An 18,840-nucleotide genomic window follows, 5' to 3' on the forward strand; every position below is an offset into this window, starting at 1 on the left:
TAAACTTTACGCAATTAAATGACAGCCTGTAACCGTTTTGTTACAGGCTGCTGTTTAAATTGGGCGCTCGAAAATGCGGGGGATTGTATGCGTTCGATCGTGCTGATGTTACTGATGATGATGCTACCGGGAATGGCTTCTGCCTGGTGGAATGACGAATGGCCCTATAGGGTTGGATTTACCGTGGATACCAGTGTGTTGGCGACAACACCAGTGGCCGATAGTGACGGTGTTCCATTGCTGGTTCGGCTACACTCTGCCAATTTTGAAGACTTTTTTCTGGTGAAGGAAGATCTGTCGGATATCCGCTTTGTTGCCCAGGACGACAAAACACCTCTCAAGTTTCATGTGGAATCATTCGATTTACTGAACCAGCTGGCATTCATCTGGGTTAAGCTGCCCCTGACTCAGGCTGTGGGGGATGCTCCGCGAAAAATATGGATGTACTACGGTAATTCGCAGGCGGTGGCTGCGCAGGATGCGGCGGGTACCTATGGGGTGGACAAAGTCGCGGTGTATCACTTTAACCCCGGGAATCCCAGCCCGCAGGATGTTTCGGCCTATCAGAATTCAAATGTGTCCGGTGATGGACTGGTGGTGCCGGCTTCATTGATCGCCGGGGGGTTGTCCCTGAGCGGACCGGGGGCATGGACTATTGCCCAATCGCCAACGCTGGCGGTGGAATCTGAACGTGGCCATAGTTGGTCCGCGTGGGTAAAGCCGCTTCCCATCGACCCGGTGTCAACGCAGAAAGCAACCATACTGATTCAGACCGATGGTGACAACGCGCTTGAGCTGGCGTTACGGGGTAATGTACCTGAGGTGAATCTGACTACTGGTGAACTGAATGTTAGCGTGAGTTCATCCCAGCCTTTGGCAATGGAGCAATGGCAACACATTGCGGTGATTGTTACACCGGAAAAGCTAAGTCTTCTGGTGGGGGGAGAGCTGGCTGCCAGTCACGCATTACCTTCGGCGTTGTCACTGCAAGGCCCATTGACCATAGGGTCTGCTGAAGACAGTGCTCCGGGTTTTGTTGGTGAGTTGGATGAATTACAGATCGAACGGTCAGCCGTACCTTTCCCGTTTATGCAATTTGCCGCCCGTACCCAGGGAATGTTAAGCACCGCGGTGACCGCCGGCAAAGCCGAGCAACTTGGCAATGCAGCAGGCACATCTTACTTCATCACCATTTTTCAGAGCACCGGTGATGAAGGTTGGACGGTCATATTCCTGCTGACGGTTATGGCGGTGATCAGTTGGGGAGTTATGGTGTTTAAGGCGTTGTTTATTGGCCGCGCAAAGAAAGACAATGACGCTTTTCTGGCACAGTATAGACAGTTGGACAATCAGCACTTCGATGCGCTGGATGTAGCCAATGATGACTCCGCAAACGTGGCCAGTGAATCTCAGGTGCTGTCATTGTTCGGGAAACATGATCACTTTCAATCATCGCCTCTGTACCACATTTATCATCGCGCGATTACAGAAGTGCGTAACCGTCTGAGTAGCACTCGGACCCAACATCGATCTCTCAGTGCTGATGCCAACCGGGATGCACCCTCCTATCTGAATGATAGTGCGATCAACGCTATTCGATCAGGTTTGGAAGCCTATGTAGTGAGGGAAATACAGGCGCTGAATCGAAACATGGTGTTGTTGACTATCGCCGTTTCTGGCGGCCCCTTCCTTGGACTGCTGGGAACCGTGTTGGGTGTCATGATCACCTTTGCTGCCATTGCTGCCAGTGGTGATGTCAACATTGCCGCCATAGCACCGGGGGTGGCCGCTGCCTTGCTCACCACTGTCGCCGGGCTGGTGGTGGCCATTCCAGCTTTGTTTGGCTACAACTGGCTGGCAACCCGCATTAAGGAAATGGTGGCGGACATGCATATGTTCACTGATGAGCTGGTCACACGGTTGGCTGAACAGTACAGCGAGTAATGCTATGAAATACCTTGATGACAGTAAAATCTATGATGAGGTCAACGTCACACCCATGCTGGATCTATCCTACGTGTTGTTGGTGATCTTTATCATTCTTACTACGGCAACCGTGCAGGGTATTAAGGTCAACCTGCCTAAGGCCAGCGCTGCGCCCAGTTTGGCGGAATCCAAAACCAAGGCCATTACCATCACCGAAGACGGCACCCTGTATCTGGATACGTATCCGGTCAGCATGGGGGAGCTGGAGTCTCTTTTACAACAGTACAAAGCCGTAACTCCGGACCTGCCTGTCATTATCAAGGCCGATGCCACAATTCAATATCAACGTGTGGTTGATGTGCTGGATCTGGTGGGGCGACTTGAAATTCATCAGTTAGGCCTGGTTACCAAGAATGTGGTCAAGTGACGTGCTCACAACTCCTGTCTGGTTAGTATGAAAAAACGTTTTGCTAAGCATCTTCCGCTATTGGTTGGAGCACTACTGGTATTGCTTTTGGTGGTCGTGGGTTATTACCTGGTGTCCGGCCTGAAGGATCAGGGTGAACCGAAAAAAGTAATCCAGCAAATTACGGTGATTAAGCCACCCACGCCACCTCCGGAGCCGCCACCACCACCGGAAGAAGAACCGGAACCGGTGGAGGAGGAATTGGAGGAAGAGGTTCCCGATGATCCGGAGCCTTTACCGGACCAGCCGTCCGATCAACCGGCAGGAGACGATCTGGGGTTGGATGCTGAGGGGGTTGCCGGTGGAGACTCTTTTGGACTGACAGCACGTAAAGGCGGAAGAGGTTTGCTCAGTGGTGGTGGGTTTGGCGCTTACTTGAAGCAAGAACTGAATAAAGCAGTGACCGCTGATGCAGAGCTCAGGTATCTGGATTACGTGGCTGTGGTGAGCCTGGATCTGGGGGAAAACGGCCAGTTTAACAATATCCATATCGCTCTTGAGCAGGGGTCGCAGCGGGCTAAAGAATTGTTGTTGGCGCTGTTTTCCGCAATGGGTGGGCTTGGGCGGCCGGTACCGCTGGAAGAAAGAGAGAAGGTGTTCAGATTACGAATCAGCTCAGAGCTGTAGGCTGTAAAGAGACGAAGATTATGAATGGAATGATTCTGTGTAAAATTCGCGGTTCACTATTGATGTTTGCTTTGGTGTTGCCGCTGCATTGTACCAGCTTACAGGCAGGTGAACTTACCGGCACTGATCTGCTGAACCTGATGCTGGACAACGGCATTATTACCAAAGCGCAGGCACAGACGCTGGTTGATCAGGTGCACCAACGACGGGGGGGAGCTCCGGCCAATGAGAGAGGGATCCAGGCAGACGATATATTAACGTTGTTGCGGGAAGAGAAACTCATTAGCGAGCAGAGCTATCTGAAAATGCAGGAGCGCTTACGGCAACGCCAGGCTGCGATCAAGCAAGGTAAAGGCAGAGAACCTGCCCCAGACGATGTCAGAGTACCTTTCCTCCCTGATTATATTCGCCGCGATTTGCAGCAATCCATCTCCCAACAAGTGGAAGTGGAAGTAGTGGATAAGGTCAAAGAAGAAGCGGTGCGCACAGCCCGTATTTATGGTTGGGGCATCAAGGATTCCCCTTCCTGGGTGCACAAAGTCAAACTTTCTGGTGATGGTCGTCTCCGCTATCAATCTGATATGTTTCCCGATGACAATGCTTTATATGGCTACCCTGATTATGTTGGCATCAATGCCAGTGGCGAGGAGATGTATGACAATGTCAATGACACCCGTAACCGCTTCCTGGCGCGCTTTCGTATTATGTTGAAAGCACAACCCACAGATCGGATTGAAGTGGGAATGAGGCTGACCACAGGCAATGAAGGTAATCCAGTATCCAGCAACCAGACGCTGGGGGGCTTTTCCTCCAAATGGGACGCCAACTTTGACCTGGGTTATCTGAAATACACGTCTTTGGAGGAGCAAGTGGAGTTGATTGGAGGGCGCTTCCAAACTCCGTTTCTGCATACGGATCTGGTTTTTGACAGTGATATGACCTTTGAAGGCATTGGCGGCAGCTACTATTTTATGCGCGAAACCTCACCATTCAGCGACACCAACAATTGGGATCCCTATATTAGGCTGGGCCTGTTCCCCATTCAGGAAATTCATCGGAATATTGCCAACCTGAGTGAAGATGCGGCGCAGATAGTGTCCGAAGTCAATGATCGTGACAAGTACTTGTATGCGGCGCAGATTGGTACAGACTACCAGTTTGTTAGTACCAATAAATTGTCCATGGCCTTATCTTACTATCATTATGATCAAACAGAAGGCAAGAGAAACCCATATCAGGGAACAGAAGCAAGCTACTCAACTGCATCACCGTTCTACCAGGTGGGCAATTCGGTCTATAACATCAACCATCCTAACGATGAACCTTTTCTGGGATTGGCAGCCAGTTATAAATTACTGAATGCTACTGTCGAATACCAGATGGCTGACTTCTTTCCCACCTATGTATTTCTGCAAGCGGACTATGTAAAGAATATAGCCTTTGATCAGAAGGAGGTTTCTGCACTGGTGGGTACGGAATTACCGGAGCGTGATACCGGTTACCAACTTTCGATCGCCGCGGGAACGGCAACGCTGGACTATATTCGAGACTGGCGTGTGACCTTTACCTATCGCCACTTGGAAGGAGATGCTGTACTGGATGCGTTCTCCGATTCTGATTTTTTGCTCGGTGGGACTGATGCGGAAGGTTACATCATTGAGGCGCAGTACGCCTTGTATGATGATACCGTTGCCTCGCTTAAGTGGATCAGTGCCGATTCCATTGATGTGGACCCGGGGGATGCCCTGTTTAACATCAGTGTCGATACTCTGCAACTGAGTTTGCAAGCTGCATTTTAGTTTCGGGGCAGCGCCCAATATGATTAGTAGCGCGTGAAAAATCTGTTAATGTGAGGTAATTCCATGAACCAGAGTTCTATCGTTCGCTGGGCCATCATGATGCTTTGTTTGTCTGTGATGGCATGTACTGTTACAGGGCCAGGTGGGAATCGTAAGTTGAGCCGAGAGGGTGAGGTATTTGCCCGGTTGGACCAACTGAGGGAGCAACTTCGAAAAACTGGATCGATGGAGCCAAGCCTTGCGTCGAGTACTGAAAGCCAGTTGCTTGCCAGTCAAACCCTGTTGGGGCTGGGAGATTTCTACTTTCTGCAGGGTATGCAATTTTACAATGCGATGCGCGCTGATCAAACTGATGTCGGAAATTATGAGCATGCCAAGCAGAGCCTGCAACTCAGTGTTCGATACTATAAGGCGTTAAAGGAAGAGTGGCTGCAGGCCCAGAGCACCTATATGTTAGCACTCACAAACATGCGGGCCGGTAAGCCGGACAATACCTGTGAATTCTATGATAGAACGCTCAGTTTACTGAGCCATCCCCGGGGTGAGATCAGAGAGTTTGCATACAGCAAAGAGCGTTTTACGAGTGCGCAGGACTATGTCAAAGGTGTGCTTGGTGAAGCCTGTGGAATCTATCGAGCGCAACAGGCTGTAGCAAAAAATTCACGATAATTGTGTACGTGTGAGTGTTACCGTGGACGAGGCTACGTGATCCGAAGGGACTATCGATTTTGTGCGCTGACACAAGGGGGGGAATATGCATAAATTTGCAATGATCATGGGTGTGTCTGCTTTGTTGTTCTGTAGTTCGGTGCAGGCAGAAGATCGTGCGCTGCAGAATGCCTTGGCCAAGGCCCAGTATATGCTGCGTCAGATTACTGCGGAAAAACAGGGCCTGGAACGCCAGCTGCACGACAAAGAGGAACAACTTGAACTTCTTAAACAAGAATCGGAATCCAAGCTTGCAGCCAGGGAAAAAGCATCGGCCAAGCTGGGTGATAAACTGGCGCTATATAACGAGAAATACTCGGAGCTGCAGGCCCGTTATCTGGATTTATTGAGTGTGCTTAGACAGCAGCAGGCTGATAACGAATCCCTGGACAAGGCGTTGGCTGTACAGAAGAATCAATTCGAGCAATGCCGGAACCACAACCTTGATCTTTATTCAATTAATAATGAGATTCTGGGAAAGTATAAGGATAAGGGCTTCTGGGATGTATTGCATGCCAGTGAGCCGCTTACCGGATTCAAACAGGTTGAAGTGGAAAATATCATACAGCATTATCGTTTCCGAAATGAAGATCATTTGGTTAATGATTCCCCGGGTTCTGAGAACGCTCTGGACTCTGAAAAGATAGTGAATAACTGAAACCGATAGTAAATTCCCAATCCCGCCACCAGTCAGAAGTCCTGAATCCTCCTGCTTATATACCTTAATTAAGTTGTTGCTGTAATCAAGCTCTGATTCAGTTGGAGCTTGATGTATTCCGTGCTTGTGGTATCAGGGTAAATCTGTCTGCAATGCGTTATGGATTCGTCATATTGTGCCCATCAATCTGTAATCAATTCGTATCCTAAGATTCACCACAAAGTGATTCCGTTTTGGTAATTTATGCATGCGGTTGGTGTGCTTTGTTGGGGGTAGTAACAACCAGAAAATGCAGACAATTAATGATGTTTAGTGCAACTTGGGACCACGAAAATGAGTCAAAAAAGAACAGTTTCATTACGGTTAAATGAGTCAGATCTAGCCAAATTGAAAGAGATATCGACGCGTCTTGGGGTTAAGGAATCGGATCTATTACGCTTTACGGTAAAGCAGTCGTTGTCGAAATTAATGGCGTTTCGTGACAAGGATGCCAAAGGCGTAGACCTGATTCCGGCCCTTATCGAGTGTGGTAGTGAGCTGACACATTATCTCGAGCTGGACAGTTCTGATCTGGAGCGTATCGTGAACAGCGATTTGCTGGATCAGCATAAAAAAGTAGATCCAGAAGACCTTGATATCCTCGTGTCCGCTGGGCTTGGTGCCCCGTATATGACGTATAAGAACAATGCTTTGCGTCGTGTTAGCTCACACAACAACAGGATGATTAGTTCATTGCGTGACTATTTGTATGAGAAATATCTCAATATCGGCACGCTGGAAAAAATCTCACAAGGTGACAATTCAAAGGACAATTGTAGTGATAGTCGTAGCAAATTCATGACAATAGGAGACAAAGATTATGCTATTTCATAAGTGCGTGAATGCGGCCATGGGGCTTGGTTTGTTGGCTTATTCTGCCTGCGCATCGGCTGTTATGGTTGATGTGGCGGACTGTTGTGGCCTGTCTGATCAGGGCGGCATTTCCGTCATTAAGGCCCACAACGCGTATGGTGCAACTATTGGCAAATCAAGTATATCGTTAGTGCAGCCAGATTTGGCTGAAAACAGTAACATAGTCTACGAAAGTGTTGAGTTTGTTGATGACTACAGTTATCAGATCGTTCAACTGGACAATCTTGAGTTGGGATCTTATCAGTTAACTTTGACCGACTTTGAGTTTCCTGATCCGCTTGCAAAGGTGGGTGTGAACCTGGTAACGGCAACTGCAAGTATTGCCGACCTGATATTGAGTGATAACGGTCAGCTGCAGAAATCCATCCTGTTTGATATTAGCGCGGAAGATTCGTACTACCTTTCCATGTTTGGACGATCTAACAGCATTGCCGCACTGGGACTGTATGGGGTTGAGCTAAAAATGATATCACCAGTACCGCTGCCTCTGTCTGCCGTGTATCTCGGATCCGGTTTGGTGTTGTTGTGGCTGCGAAAGCGTAGACGATTTATCAGATAAGGTTGGCCTGGGGAGGTTTCCGCAGGATCATGGCTGGCTTGTTACATGGAGCTGAAAGCTAACTGAAACAAAAGGTTCATGTTCCGCAGGTAAATTAGGCTGACCAGTTTGTTGTTAAATCTGTTGGAAAACGGTAAGTGGTCTGGTTGTGCCTAAATCTATTTCTGTATTGTGTACGTTTCTGCTCATGATGTCTGCTTTCACCCATGGCTTGGCTGAAGGTGATGGCGGGCATCCGTTTCAAGGTTATCTACTGCAGCCTGGTGATGTAATGCAGGTATCCGTGTGGAAGGAACCGGATCTTTCACGGGATTTGGTTGTATCTCCTGATGGCTATATTTCGTTACCGCTGGTGGGCATGATTGCCGTCACCGGAAAATCAGTCAAGGGGCTGAATGACGAGATCACACTGAGGTTGTCTGAGTATATTCCCGACCCCAGTGTTACTGTCTCTCTGCTGAAGGCAGCCGGTAATCTCTACTATGTGGTTGGTAAGGTAAACCGACCGGGTCAGTATCCCATGCTAGGCCCCACCAGTGTGCTGCAGGCTCTGAGTATGGCCGGTGGCATGACAACCTTCGCCAGTGAAAATCAAGTTAAAATCATCCGCCCGGGGCAGGATGAAGCCATTCCCTTTCGTTACGATGATATGGCAGATGGTGAGAATCTTGAGCAGAACGTAATCCTGAAAAGTGGTGACGTGGTTCTGGTTCCTTGATGCTAAAAGCCGGTTTTTTATTGAGTTGGATGTCACTGCTCTGTGCAGGGGCCGTGGCCGGCAGTAATCAGTTTGATTACGATGTTGGCGTGTTTGGACTGAGTGACGATAACTACGGTCTGCGGCAGCCGCAGAAAAATGATGTATTAGGTGGGCAGATTCAATTGCAGGGCGACTACCAATACAAAGGTCTTGCCGGTCATGTTGGTGTGCGTGGTCGTGTGGTGGAAGAAAGCTTAAATACCGAGAATGTGGATGAGAACGATATTATTCTATTGGCCTTGAATGCTGGCCGTCAGTCAGATATTAGCGATCTGTCTGCCAGCGTATCGGCAATACAGGATACCACGTTGGCGGATGACGCGTTGAGTCAGGGAGGTGGTCGTATCGATGTGGACCGAAAACGTTACCGAGCATCGGGGACAGGGCAGCGTTACTTTTCATCTACCATTGGCGCTGGCTTTAACCTAACCACTGAGCAGGTTCGTTTCAATGAGGTTCCTGCCCAGCTTAACGAATACGATTACAGCACTGCCAGTTCCAATGCGTTCTGGCTAAGCAGTGCCGTGATGAAAATATACGGTAACTTTTCCTTCAGTGTTGTGGACTATCGGGATAATTTTCGGCCAGAGCTGTTTCGCTCGCAGTTATTGCTGCCGGACAAAACGGAAATAAAGAGCGGTGGTGTTGGGTTTGACTGGGCAATGTCGGAAAATCTGAAATTGGACACGTATTTGGGTTATCGCCAGACAGAATACAGATCGCGACTCTATTTTACAGACGGATTATGGATATACAAACTGGATAACGAGCAGGAAGGTAATGGCTTGGTGAGTAATATCACCCTTAACTATAAGGGCGAGAGAGCTGATGTTGGTATGGCCTACTTTCGTTCCGTTGAGCCTAACTCATCTGGATCACTTATTGATGAGAAGCGAATTACGCTGAGCTTGGATGCCGAATTTTCAGCGGTATTCAGCTTAACGTTCGATACCTTTGCCAGTCAGCAGCGAAGTGATGTGAACCAGATCAGCAGGGATAACATTGATGTAATATATGCTTCACTGGGCACTGCATGGAGAGTGAGTAAAACGCTGCATCTGAATGGATATTACCGCTATCTTTATCGAAAATATGTGGTCAATAACGTCGACACTGAATCAAACCGGATTCAAGTCGGCGTACAGTGGTCTCCAGACATACTGCAATGGTGAAGAAAGCATAATTACGGTGAACCCGAATTACAGGTGCTATTTTTGTGAATGCGAACAAAGACACACAGCTTGATACTGAAGAGTTGATTGGAATGATCAAGCGTCGGGGGCGGCCGGCGTTGGTCGCTTTCATGCTGGTGGTGATCCTCAGTGTGGTCTATGCGATTTTTGCCCCGCCGACATTTCGTTCGGAATCCACCATATTGATTGAGCAACAGGAAATTCCCAAAGATCTGGTGCGTTCAACAGTCACCAGTTTTGCCGATCAGCGAATTCAAATGATAATACAGCGGGTCATGACGTACTCGAAATTGGTTGAACTAATAAAGAAATACGATTTGTATGCGAAAGAGCGGGAGAGCGAACCACTGGAGAGCGTTGTTAATGATATGCGTGATGATATTCATCACCGAATGATCAGCGCTGATGTGGTTGACCCGCGTAGCGGGCGGCCGGTGGAGGCCACCATTGCGTTTAATATCGGCTATGAAAGCCGGTTCGCCAAGACGTCCCAACTGGTGGCTAACGAACTTACATCACTGTTCTTGAGCGAGAATATCAAAACCCGACAGGAGATGGCGGACAACGCAGAATCGTTCTTCGCGGATGAAGTGCAAAGACTCAAGATAAAAAGCGCAGAGCTGGAATCACGATTGGCGGAGTTTAAGGAGAAAAATTTTCGCAAGCTACCGGAGCTGACACCATTAAATATGAATCTGATGGATCGAACAGAGCGAGAGTACTTCGAAACCAACCGCCAGATACAGGCGTTGGAGGAGCGTCGAATATACCTTGAATCCAATTTATCTCAACAGGACCCTCAGCCCGCCCTGGTTGGTAAGGGTCAAGAAGCGGCATTAACCCCTACGGCTAGGGCTAGGTTGTTGCAGAACCAATATGTGACGCTGTTGGCAACCTATTCCGAAAGCCATCCTGATGTCATCCGTACCAAACGAGAACTTGAAAACCTGATCGGAGATGACGAATTTCCCAATGAACGAACGTTTGTTAAGCGTCAACTGGAAATATACAGTGCAGAGTTGACCGGATTGCGCCAGCGTTACGGTGTTTCCCATCCGGATGTGGCCAGATTGCAGGCGCTGGTCGATTCTTTCCAGCACAAGCTGGCTGTGGTTCCGGAAGTGGAACAACAGGATATGGAATCCGCCAGTAATCCATCCTATGTTCAATTGGCCACCGCACTAAAAAGTGTGAGGTTGGAACTGGAGTCGATGAAGGCAACACGGGATAAGTTGAAAGCCAAACTCCATGATCTGGAGATGGCGATCATTGAAGCACCGATGGTGGAAAAGGAATATCTGGAGCTGACCCGTGATTATGAAAATACCACCCGAAAGTACCAGGAGCTCAGAGCAAAGCAGTCGGAAGCGGGTTTGGCACGCACCCTGGAGCAGGAAAGCAAGGGTGAACGCTTCACGTTAATACAACCGCCTCTGATGCCTGAACGGCCCATCAGTCCTAACCGCATTCTTATCCTCATTGCCGGATTTATTGTCGCTATTGTTATTGCTGTGGGTGTGATAATTGTTTTGGAGAAAATGGATCCAACCTTCTACTCAGCCAGGGTAGTTACACAACTACTGGGTAAAGCTCCTTTGGTGACGGTTCAACACATTCGTACACCGCGCGAAGTCGCAATAACGCGCCGTAGCAGGGTTGTGATGGCAGGTGGGTTGATGCTGGCCTGCCTTGGTGTTGCCATAATTACACATATTGCGTGGATGCCTCTGGATGTACTTTGGTATGTGGCACTGAGGAAAATAGGTTAATCGGTGGGAGAAGAGCATGAATAATACATTTGGTCCGGCTCTGGAATCCGGACCGTCCAGCTGGGAGCCGGCGATGCAGAAAACCCAGATGTCGCATCGTTATCAGTTTACCGAGATACATCAGGTGGATCAGGCTTGGTTCAAAAGCAACCGGCTGTTGGGGCCAGGTGCCGATCAGGATACTATTCATGCGTATAAGCTACTGCGTACCCAGATACTTAAGACCATGTACCAGAATAACTGGAACAGCATTGGTATCATCGGTGCGCGGTCGGGTCAGGGTGCCACCTTGACCGCGATAAACCTGGCCATTAGTATTGCACTGGAACACAGCCGCACAGTATTGTTGGCGGATTTTAACCTGCGCCAGCCATCCATTCACACCTATTTCAATTATTGTCCGGAGTTCGGTATTGGCGACTACCTAAACGATAAGGCGGACGTGCTTGATATGTTGTTCACCCCCGGTATTGATAGCCTGGTGGTGTTGCCGGGGCGGGAGCGCATCATTCACTCATCGGAGTTTCTTACCACGCCGCGGATGAGTAATCTGGTGCAAGAGATGAAAGGGCGGTATGCCCAGAGAATTATCATATTTGATCTTCCCCCGATACTGGAAACCGATGATGCCGTGGCCTTTATGGACCAGTACGATGCAGGCTTGTTGATTATTGAAGAGGGGGTGACCCGGAAATCCGATATGCGCAGAATATCTGAGTTGCTGGGCGATAAACCCATATTGGGTGCAGTTTTAAATAATGCGAAGTAGCGTATGATCAAAGTTGCGATTGGACTTTGCTGGTTAATGCTGTTTTACACGGAGCCTTTAGTGGCGGAGCCCCTTCATCCTGAACAGGTTGGCCTGATTGTTAATGATGTGGACCCGCAAAGTCTTGCTGTGGCGAAGTATTATAAGACCGCCAGAGGGATTCCGGACGAGAATGTCATCTATATCAGCTTTCATAGCAATGGCGGTGAAGTTTCGGAGGAGGATTTCAAAACGCTGCGGAGAATAATTGTCGCCAACACGTTGCCTCGAATTAAGGCCTATGCCGTGACCTGGACCGAGCCATATCGTGTTGGATGCATGTCTGTGACTAGTGCTTTGAGTCTGGGCGTGGATCAGCGATTGTGTGCAAATGACTGCAGTACGACTTTGGTATCACCACTATATCATAATGGTGGCAATGAAATGCTGGAATCAACCATCGTGGTATCCATGATGCTGGCTGGCCAGTCGGAGAGAGACGTTAAAAAGTTAATTGACCGTGGCCGCCGCGCGGATGGCAGTTTCCCCCAAGGGGATGCCTATTTGCTTCGGACCAAAGATGCAAGGCGCAACGTCAGAGCGGCCGCTTATCGAAGCCGTTTTGAGGATTATGAATCCAGGTACAATGATCTGCATTTCATGGAAACTCAGTTTTTGACAGGTCAGCCCAGAGTGATGTTCTATTTTACCGGGTTACATGTAGTGCCTTATCTTGGAACAAATCGTTTCCTACCTGGTGCAGTGGCAGATCATCTTACGTCTGCAGGCGGCATGCTCACGGACAGCTATCAGATGAGCGCGTTAAGATGGCTGGAAGCCGGCGCCACTGCCAGTTATGGAACAGTGGTTGAGCCTTGCAACGATGTGGGTAAGTTTCCAGATCCCGTGAAGCTGATCAAGTCGGTTGAGGCAGGTGAATCACTGGTGACCGCCTATTGGCGCAGTGTAAAGATGCCAGGGCAAGGCGTATTTGTTGGCGACCCGATGGCTGCACCCTACGGTAAAAAATCGATCGATCCGCCTCAGGTGCCTTGATCGGATTTGTTTTGACTCGCTAGTTGGAAGCAGATGTAGCGGGAATCTTATTGTCGGCTGCAGTCAGATCGATGATATTGATGGTCGCTGCAATCACGCTGCACTGTTCAAATTGCGATAAAAAATGGCGGCGGCTGTTGGTTGCCAGGGTCTGATAGTGTTGTTGGCTGGAGAATATAGACTGGATCGCCTGGTTGAGGGCTTGCTGATTGCCGGGTTTGACCAGGTATCCGTTCCTGCCATCAACGACAATCTCCCGGCAGCCTGCGGTGTCAAATGCGATCAGTGGCAAGCCGGTGGCTGCGGCCTCTACTAATATACGGGGTACCCCTTCGCCATACATGGAAGGTAGAACAACAAGATCGACGCTGCGTAACAGCGGAGCCATGTCCTCTATATGACCTAGCAGGGTAATGTTGGTGTGACAGAGTTGGTCAAGATCTTCCTGTTGCAGAGATTCAGGATTGCCCGGATCAGGTTGGCCTGCAATACAGAATTCATAGGCTTCACCCAGTTGCTTCGCTGCGCCAATAAAGTAGTCAATTCCTTTGGATCTTAATAGACGCGAAGCAAATAGTACGCGCTTGTTACCGCTGCATGATGGATACGGGGATGTTGGGGTGAGAGTGTGTGATTGACGCGCCAACCACGATGCGGAGGGTTGGAAGCGGGAGCCGTCCACACCGGAGCCTTTGATCAAATGCAATTGCCCAGGTGAAATGATTCCGTTGTTTAAGAAGAATGTCTGATCGTCAGGGTTTTGTACGATGCAGTGGGAGTGACGGCCCGCAAGGGAATGCTTCATCAAGAATCTTACCGCTGGTTTCAATAGCTTCATTGCCCAATGCCGGGAGCTGAAAACCGAGCCCATCCCCGCTACCGTATTAACCCTGCGATGCAGGCCAGCCAAGCGCGCGGCAATGGATCCATGGACAACGCATTTAATGGTAAAGTTGAAAATTACGTTAGGTTTGAGGCCTTTAAGTAGATGAGACAGGCGTAGAATCAGTGCCAGCTCTTGCAACGGATTAAGGCTACGGCGATTCATTCTGAGTTCAATAACTGTGAACCCCTGATCGCGAAGTGACGCGATGTACCTGTCTTTTGGGGCAATCAGAATGACATGCCAGCCTCGTTCAACAAGCGCGTGGGCTAAGGGCAAACGAAAGTTATAGAGGTACCAGGCGGTATTGGCGAACAGTACAATTTTTTTCATACTACTGTGATCAAATAGAGGCTTACCGTACCGTTAAGCAGGCAAAGCGGCGAATTGAAACACCTATTAAAGCGAAAGATGATTGCGAAATGATTAACACCTATTACCCTGGTCAGAGGGAGCTGAATCTGCGTTCTGATATTGCCGCAGAGAACCCACTGTATATTTACACACACCCAGACTATATGTTGTATTCCAACTCCGTCACCGCATTGCTGAGTGATGACAGGGTGCGGGTTAAGGTGTCCAGTTCAGGGTTATCATTTTTGCTGCAAAGCGGCGTCGTGCCGCCGCCGGCCACCATCTACCAGAATGTATATGTGTTGGGGTTTGGTGACAGCCTTAAAGTAACTACTGAGAAAGGGCGTGTGGTCACTCACTTCCATCATAAGTTCCCTTTTCGTCGAAACCAGCGAACCGAGGCGCCGCCGGTAAGTACAGACAAAGAGGATATATTCTCATTACTGTCTGCGGCGATGGCTGAGCGGCTAAAGGTGGGAAGGCCAAGTTTTCTGTTTCACAGTGCAGGAAAAGACAGCAATATGTTGGCATGTGCCGCCGCTGAGGCTGGTTGGCAGGATAGAATTACCTTGCTTACCCATCATTCCAATGGGGGTAATGACGAAAGTGAGATCAGTGAATCCATTGCCAGAAAGTTGGGATTTCGTCATCAGGTACTGGAGGAGGTTGATCGACTGGGGGAAAGCGAGAAGTCGGCTATAGAAAGTTTCTTCATTAATGCACCATTCCCCGGTATCGACCCGGTGACCTTGGCCTATCCGCTGTATACTCTGCAGGTGGAGGGCTTAATATCAGGCTCCAATATCATCGACGGCGGTGGCAATGACTGCTACCTCTTTATTCCACCCAGTATGAAAGACTACCGCATGTTGCCCATATTGAACTACAGTTCCCGGCTGGCGTGGTTACGTTATCTGACGGCATCGGAGAGCAGATTGGCTCCGTTACTGAAAACGCCCGCCGAACATTATGGAATGAGCGGCCTGAGCACAAGGGATGCACTGAGGATATATCCGGCAGGGGAGGCGGTTTATGATCATTGGCGCCGAATTTCGGATCAGCGGAGCGAATTGGATGCGGTTGAACATAAAACGGATATTCATGCCGGTATAACAGCTGCTGAGCTGCATATCCGCAAGGTACGTTCATTTAGTGACGCCTTCAATCATAATCTGGTGCTGCCGTTTTCCAGCTCCAGCGTTGCCAGCTATTTTTCCCGTCTGCCTGAGAAAGCGCTATTTGACACTGCATCCGGGAAGAATAAGCTGATTTTTCGGAGTATTCTAAAGGAGCATATTGGTCTGGATAGCGATAAAATCGGCAAAATGGGTTATAGCTACAATTTTACATCAGTTATCAATATGAACCGTAAATTGATACTGGAAACCATCCTGACCAGCTCATTGTGGAATACCGCAGCTGTCAATAAGTTGCTTGAGCGCTGTTATGCTACCGCCAATTCTAGACACAAGTACGCCAGAATGTTGGCCCGCAACATATACCGCCTCTATTTGATTTCTGGTTGGTATCAGCACTGTAAGTATCTCGATCACGAATAAACCGGTAATGAGTTGGTCATTATGCTGACATATCCATGCTTCATGCTTGCGTCGGAATGGATCAAAATCTCATACTATTAGGCATTACATCCAGCCTGCTCATTGTATTTGGTGCAGTAGGCACCCTGTTTCGTTATCGGACAAACGAAATCTTGTACCTGGCTGACTGGTTTGTGGCTGCGTTGGTAGGGTATGGTGGTTTCGCCATGCTGACGTTTATAGGCTATCTGGCTGCCAATCCGGATGCCAGATTGCTCGTTTCAGAGCACAGCACCCTTGCGTGGATCTATCCTGTGCTGTGCTGCCTGGTCATTGTCGGCACCTGGTTGTCAATATGGGCATTCAATCCAGCCGACAAACTCAATCCCTTGAATCAACACTGGGCGATTGTTCCACCATTGATGCGATATCAAATAGTGGCTGTGGCGATGCTAGTGATCGGGCTGGTGAGCTATTGGCTCTACGCCCGATCCTATGGAGGCTTTTCGCAGTTGTTGGCGCAGGCTGCAGGTATTCGAGCGGGGTTGGTTGATGTAGGAGATAACCCGTATACATTTCTTAAGCGTTTTGGTGGCTTTGTTTTCTTCTCTGTGTTGATCTTCTCTGGAATAATACTGACCAAAAGCAAAGGGGCACTACATTCTGTTCTAAGTTGGAGTGGTTTTTCGATCTCATTTGCGGTGTCACTGTTCATACTTTACAGCTGGGAAGGGCGGCTCGGTCTGGTGATGTTTTTATTGATTGTTCCGCTTGGTTATCTTCTCCATAAAAGCGGTCCATCTCTAAAGACCCTGAGAAGGTCGCTACTGCTTGTTATCATTCCGGCAATTGTTTTACCCGCCAGTAGCGCTATATGGGGGAAATCATCCAACTTGGAAAATGTTGGGGCCTTTTTTGTAAAAGAACTTTCGTACCCTGTTGTGTCGCTCACCAGGGCCCATGAGACTAACAGCCTAAGATACATGAAGGATATTCTGGCTGCCCCGGCCTATCTCTTTCCCACACGTGTCTGGCAGGGCATGCTGGGATTGGATACGGCCACCGATGTCAATACCAGAAATATAATCGGCGTTAGTAAAGGGGAGCGGGGTTCAACGACGGCGGCACCGGTGGATATCGTAACATTCTCATTCATGCAGGCACATTATCTTGGCGCAGTGATCGTCGGATTTCTGATTGGGGCCGTGCTGTGCAGGCTGGATGTGTTTATCGCCCGGCATTTTTATGGTGGAACACGGGCGATGTTACTGAGTTACTCAGTGCTTTTTGTTGCAACCAACACCGTACTCTACGGAGACCCGAAGCACATAATCGTCCGCAACTTCCACTTTATTATTGGTATCGTGTTGCTTTGGTGGTTGGCAAGACGAGATACGAAAACGTCACATGCAACGACCCTTCAGAGTAATCCAATTCATGCCCCTGCTCGACTGGACAATTCTATTCGCATTAACTACGTTCTATATACCGATTCACACGTGGATACACAGGCAGAAAAGCAGTTTAATTTTGTGTAATAGGTGTCGGTAGTCCGAACGATATGCAGTCATACTTGAACACGAGTTGTGCAATATGATTATTTTATCTCGATACTGCAGTGTCTTATGGGTAGTGCTTGCAATGTTGGGGGGATATTCGGTGCCTGTTGTTGCAGAAATATGTCACGATAGTGACAGCCGAAAAGCCACCTACATCGGTCTGCACAATTTGCTCGAAGGAACCGATCGCCGCTGGTACACCATCATACCACTGAATAGAGATCTTAGCTTTTACAATTCCAGAAAAGCCCTGTTAGTGGCCGAAAATATAGTGATGCTCCAGATGCCGTCCGGAGGCTGGAGAAAAAATGTCAGCCCCGAGTGCAGTTTGCTTACCCAAGATGACGCACAACGGCTGTTTGATACGGCGGCAGATCATTTCTATCCTCAAATACAGCAGTATCATCATAATGTCAGTACCTTGGACAACAACGCAACCCATTCCCACATCCGGTTCCTGATGCGGGTCAATCAATATTACCCACGTGACGAGTTTGAATTGGCGATTATCAGGGGGCTGGAATACATTCTGGACGCACAATACAGCTTTGGTGGCTGGCCGCAAAACTATCCTAATTTAAGTAGCTACGGAAAATACGTAACCTTTAATGATGGTGCCATGGTTGGGGCCATGACAGCCTTATCTGATGCGATGGAAGGTGCATATGATTATCTGTCTGAACCACTATTGGTACGATGTGAACGCGCTTATGACAGAGGGATGCAATATATTCTCAATGCGCAGATTGAAGTCAATGGTTTTCCCACTGGGTGGGCTCAACAATATCTGCCTGACACCCAGTATACGCCGGCACAGGGGCGTATTTATGAGCTGCCTGCCATCTCAACCAAGGAAACAATAGGCATAATAAAGCTCTTATTGCGTGACAAGAGCCCGTCACTGAAGATGAAGACGGCTGTCAATTCTGCAATCAATTGGTTGCGCTGGGCAAAGATTGAAAACGTCGAAGTGAGAAAAGTGTATAACGATAGATGGGATCAGATCTTTACGCTTTACTATACGGAAGACCCTGCCGGACAGCCTGACTATCATAGATTTGATGGTGGCCGGTTTGGTTATGACAAAGTGGTGGTACGAGATTCAAAGGCAGAACCGATCTGGGCACAATTCTACAGCATCAAAACAGCTCAACCATTGTTTTCCGGGTGGGATGGGATAGCGAAATCGAATCTGGCAGACATAGACTATGAGCGACGGGTTAGCTATGGTTGGTATATTTCCGAAAGAAAAGTTAACCACATAAATAATCGTCAGTATCAGGATGTTTCAGTACCAGACTTTGTACCGCCAGAGTGAAGTAAAA

The 18,840-nt window shown here is 48.7% G+C and carries 17 protein-coding genes; 16 read left to right on the forward strand and 1 reads right to left on the reverse strand.

The annotated features are described in order from the left end of the window. Positions 1-87 precede the first annotated feature (87 nt). The 13 genes from D9N13_RS02435 to D9N13_RS02495 all read left to right on the forward strand — a co-directional run bounded on the left by D9N13_RS02435 (position 88) and on the right by D9N13_RS02495 (position 13,181). On the forward strand, positions 88-1,944 hold the full coding sequence (locus D9N13_RS02435; protein ID WP_290585409.1) for a DUF2341 domain-containing protein: 1,857 nt from the start codon (positions 88-90) through the stop codon (positions 1,942-1,944). 4 nt (positions 1,945-1,948) lie between these two features. Next, positions 1,949-2,353 carry an ExbD/TolR family protein gene (locus D9N13_RS02440; protein WP_290585411.1) on the forward strand — a complete coding sequence of 135 codons (405 nt, stop codon included), beginning with the start codon at positions 1,949-1,951 and terminating at the stop codon, positions 2,351-2,353. A gap of 27 nt (positions 2,354-2,380) precedes the next feature. After that, positions 2,381-3,019, forward strand: a complete 639-nt coding sequence (locus D9N13_RS02445; RefSeq protein ID WP_290585413.1) for a hypothetical protein — start codon at positions 2,381-2,383, stop codon at positions 3,017-3,019. Between the two features lie 20 nt (positions 3,020-3,039). Continuing rightward, positions 3,040-4,818 (forward strand): putative porin, encoded by a 1,779-nt coding sequence (locus D9N13_RS02450; protein WP_290585416.1) that lies wholly within the window; start codon positions 3,040-3,042, stop codon positions 4,816-4,818. A 63-nt stretch (positions 4,819-4,881) separates the two neighbouring features. Further along, complete coding sequence (locus D9N13_RS02455) at positions 4,882-5,487, forward strand: hypothetical protein (protein ID WP_290585417.1); 606 nt, start codon at positions 4,882-4,884, stop codon at positions 5,485-5,487. A gap of 85 nt (positions 5,488-5,572) precedes the next feature. Beyond that, on the forward strand, positions 5,573-6,184 hold the full coding sequence (locus tag D9N13_RS02460; protein WP_290585420.1) for a hypothetical protein: 612 nt from the start codon (positions 5,573-5,575) through the stop codon (positions 6,182-6,184). Between the two features lie 333 nt (positions 6,185-6,517). Further along, positions 6,518-7,057: a hypothetical protein gene (locus D9N13_RS02465; RefSeq protein ID WP_290585422.1), complete on the forward strand. Its 540-nt coding sequence runs from the start codon at positions 6,518-6,520 to the stop codon at positions 7,055-7,057. Further along, positions 7,044-7,655, forward strand: a complete 612-nt coding sequence (locus D9N13_RS02470; RefSeq protein ID WP_290585424.1) for a hypothetical protein — start codon at positions 7,044-7,046, stop codon at positions 7,653-7,655. Before D9N13_RS02465 ends, D9N13_RS02470 begins: the two co-directional genes overlap by 14 nt. A 148-nt stretch (positions 7,656-7,803) precedes the next feature. Beyond that, the gene (locus tag D9N13_RS02475) at positions 7,804-8,373 is read left to right on the forward strand and encodes a polysaccharide biosynthesis/export family protein (protein ID WP_290585426.1); all 570 of its coding nucleotides are present in this window, start codon (positions 7,804-7,806) and stop codon (positions 8,371-8,373) included. Then, positions 8,373-9,587, forward strand: coding sequence for a hypothetical protein (locus D9N13_RS02480; protein WP_290585427.1), 1,215 nt, complete (start codon positions 8,373-8,375; stop codon positions 9,585-9,587). The genes D9N13_RS02475 and D9N13_RS02480 overlap by 1 nt, the downstream gene beginning before the upstream one ends. 44 nt (positions 9,588-9,631) lie before the next feature. Further along, positions 9,632-11,377 carry a GNVR domain-containing protein gene (locus D9N13_RS02485; protein ID WP_290585429.1) on the forward strand — a complete coding sequence of 582 codons (1,746 nt, stop codon included), beginning with the start codon at positions 9,632-9,634 and terminating at the stop codon, positions 11,375-11,377. Between the two features lie 16 nt (positions 11,378-11,393). Further along, positions 11,394-12,146 (forward strand): CpsD/CapB family tyrosine-protein kinase, encoded by a 753-nt coding sequence (locus D9N13_RS02490; RefSeq protein WP_290585431.1) that lies wholly within the window; start codon positions 11,394-11,396, stop codon positions 12,144-12,146. A gap of 3 nt (positions 12,147-12,149) precedes the next feature. After that, entirely contained in the window at positions 12,150-13,181 is a 1,032-nt protein-coding gene (locus tag D9N13_RS02495; RefSeq protein ID WP_290585434.1) for a TIGR03790 family protein, read from the forward strand. Positions 13,182-13,200: 19 nt separating this feature from the next. Here the strand turns inward: D9N13_RS02495 and D9N13_RS02500 are convergent, their stop codons facing one another. Next, positions 13,201-14,397, reverse strand: a complete 1,197-nt coding sequence (locus D9N13_RS02500; protein WP_290585436.1) for a glycosyltransferase family 4 protein — start codon at positions 14,395-14,397, stop codon at positions 13,201-13,203. 266 nt (positions 14,398-14,663) lie between these two features. Here D9N13_RS02500 and D9N13_RS02505 point away from each other — a divergent pair, with 266 nt between their 5' ends. From D9N13_RS02505 to pelA, 3 genes are read left to right on the forward strand one after another with little or no spacing between them, the layout of a single operon-like run. Next, positions 14,664-15,977 (forward strand): hypothetical protein, encoded by a 1,314-nt coding sequence (locus D9N13_RS02505; RefSeq protein WP_290585440.1) that lies wholly within the window; start codon positions 14,664-14,666, stop codon positions 15,975-15,977. A 56-nt stretch (positions 15,978-16,033) separates the two neighbouring features. Then, positions 16,034-17,494 carry a hypothetical protein gene (locus D9N13_RS02510; protein ID WP_290585442.1) on the forward strand — a complete coding sequence of 487 codons (1,461 nt, stop codon included), beginning with the start codon at positions 16,034-16,036 and terminating at the stop codon, positions 17,492-17,494. Positions 17,495-17,549: 55 nt separating this feature from the next. Further along, positions 17,550-18,833 (forward strand): pectate lyase, encoded by a 1,284-nt coding sequence (gene pelA / locus D9N13_RS02515; RefSeq protein ID WP_290585443.1) that lies wholly within the window; start codon positions 17,550-17,552, stop codon positions 18,831-18,833. Positions 18,834-18,840: the final 7 nt, after the last annotated feature.

The sequence above is a fragment of the Ketobacter sp. GenoA1 genome (genome assembly GCF_003671475.1).
Taxonomy (GTDB): Bacteria; Pseudomonadota; Gammaproteobacteria; order Pseudomonadales; family Ketobacteraceae; genus Ketobacter.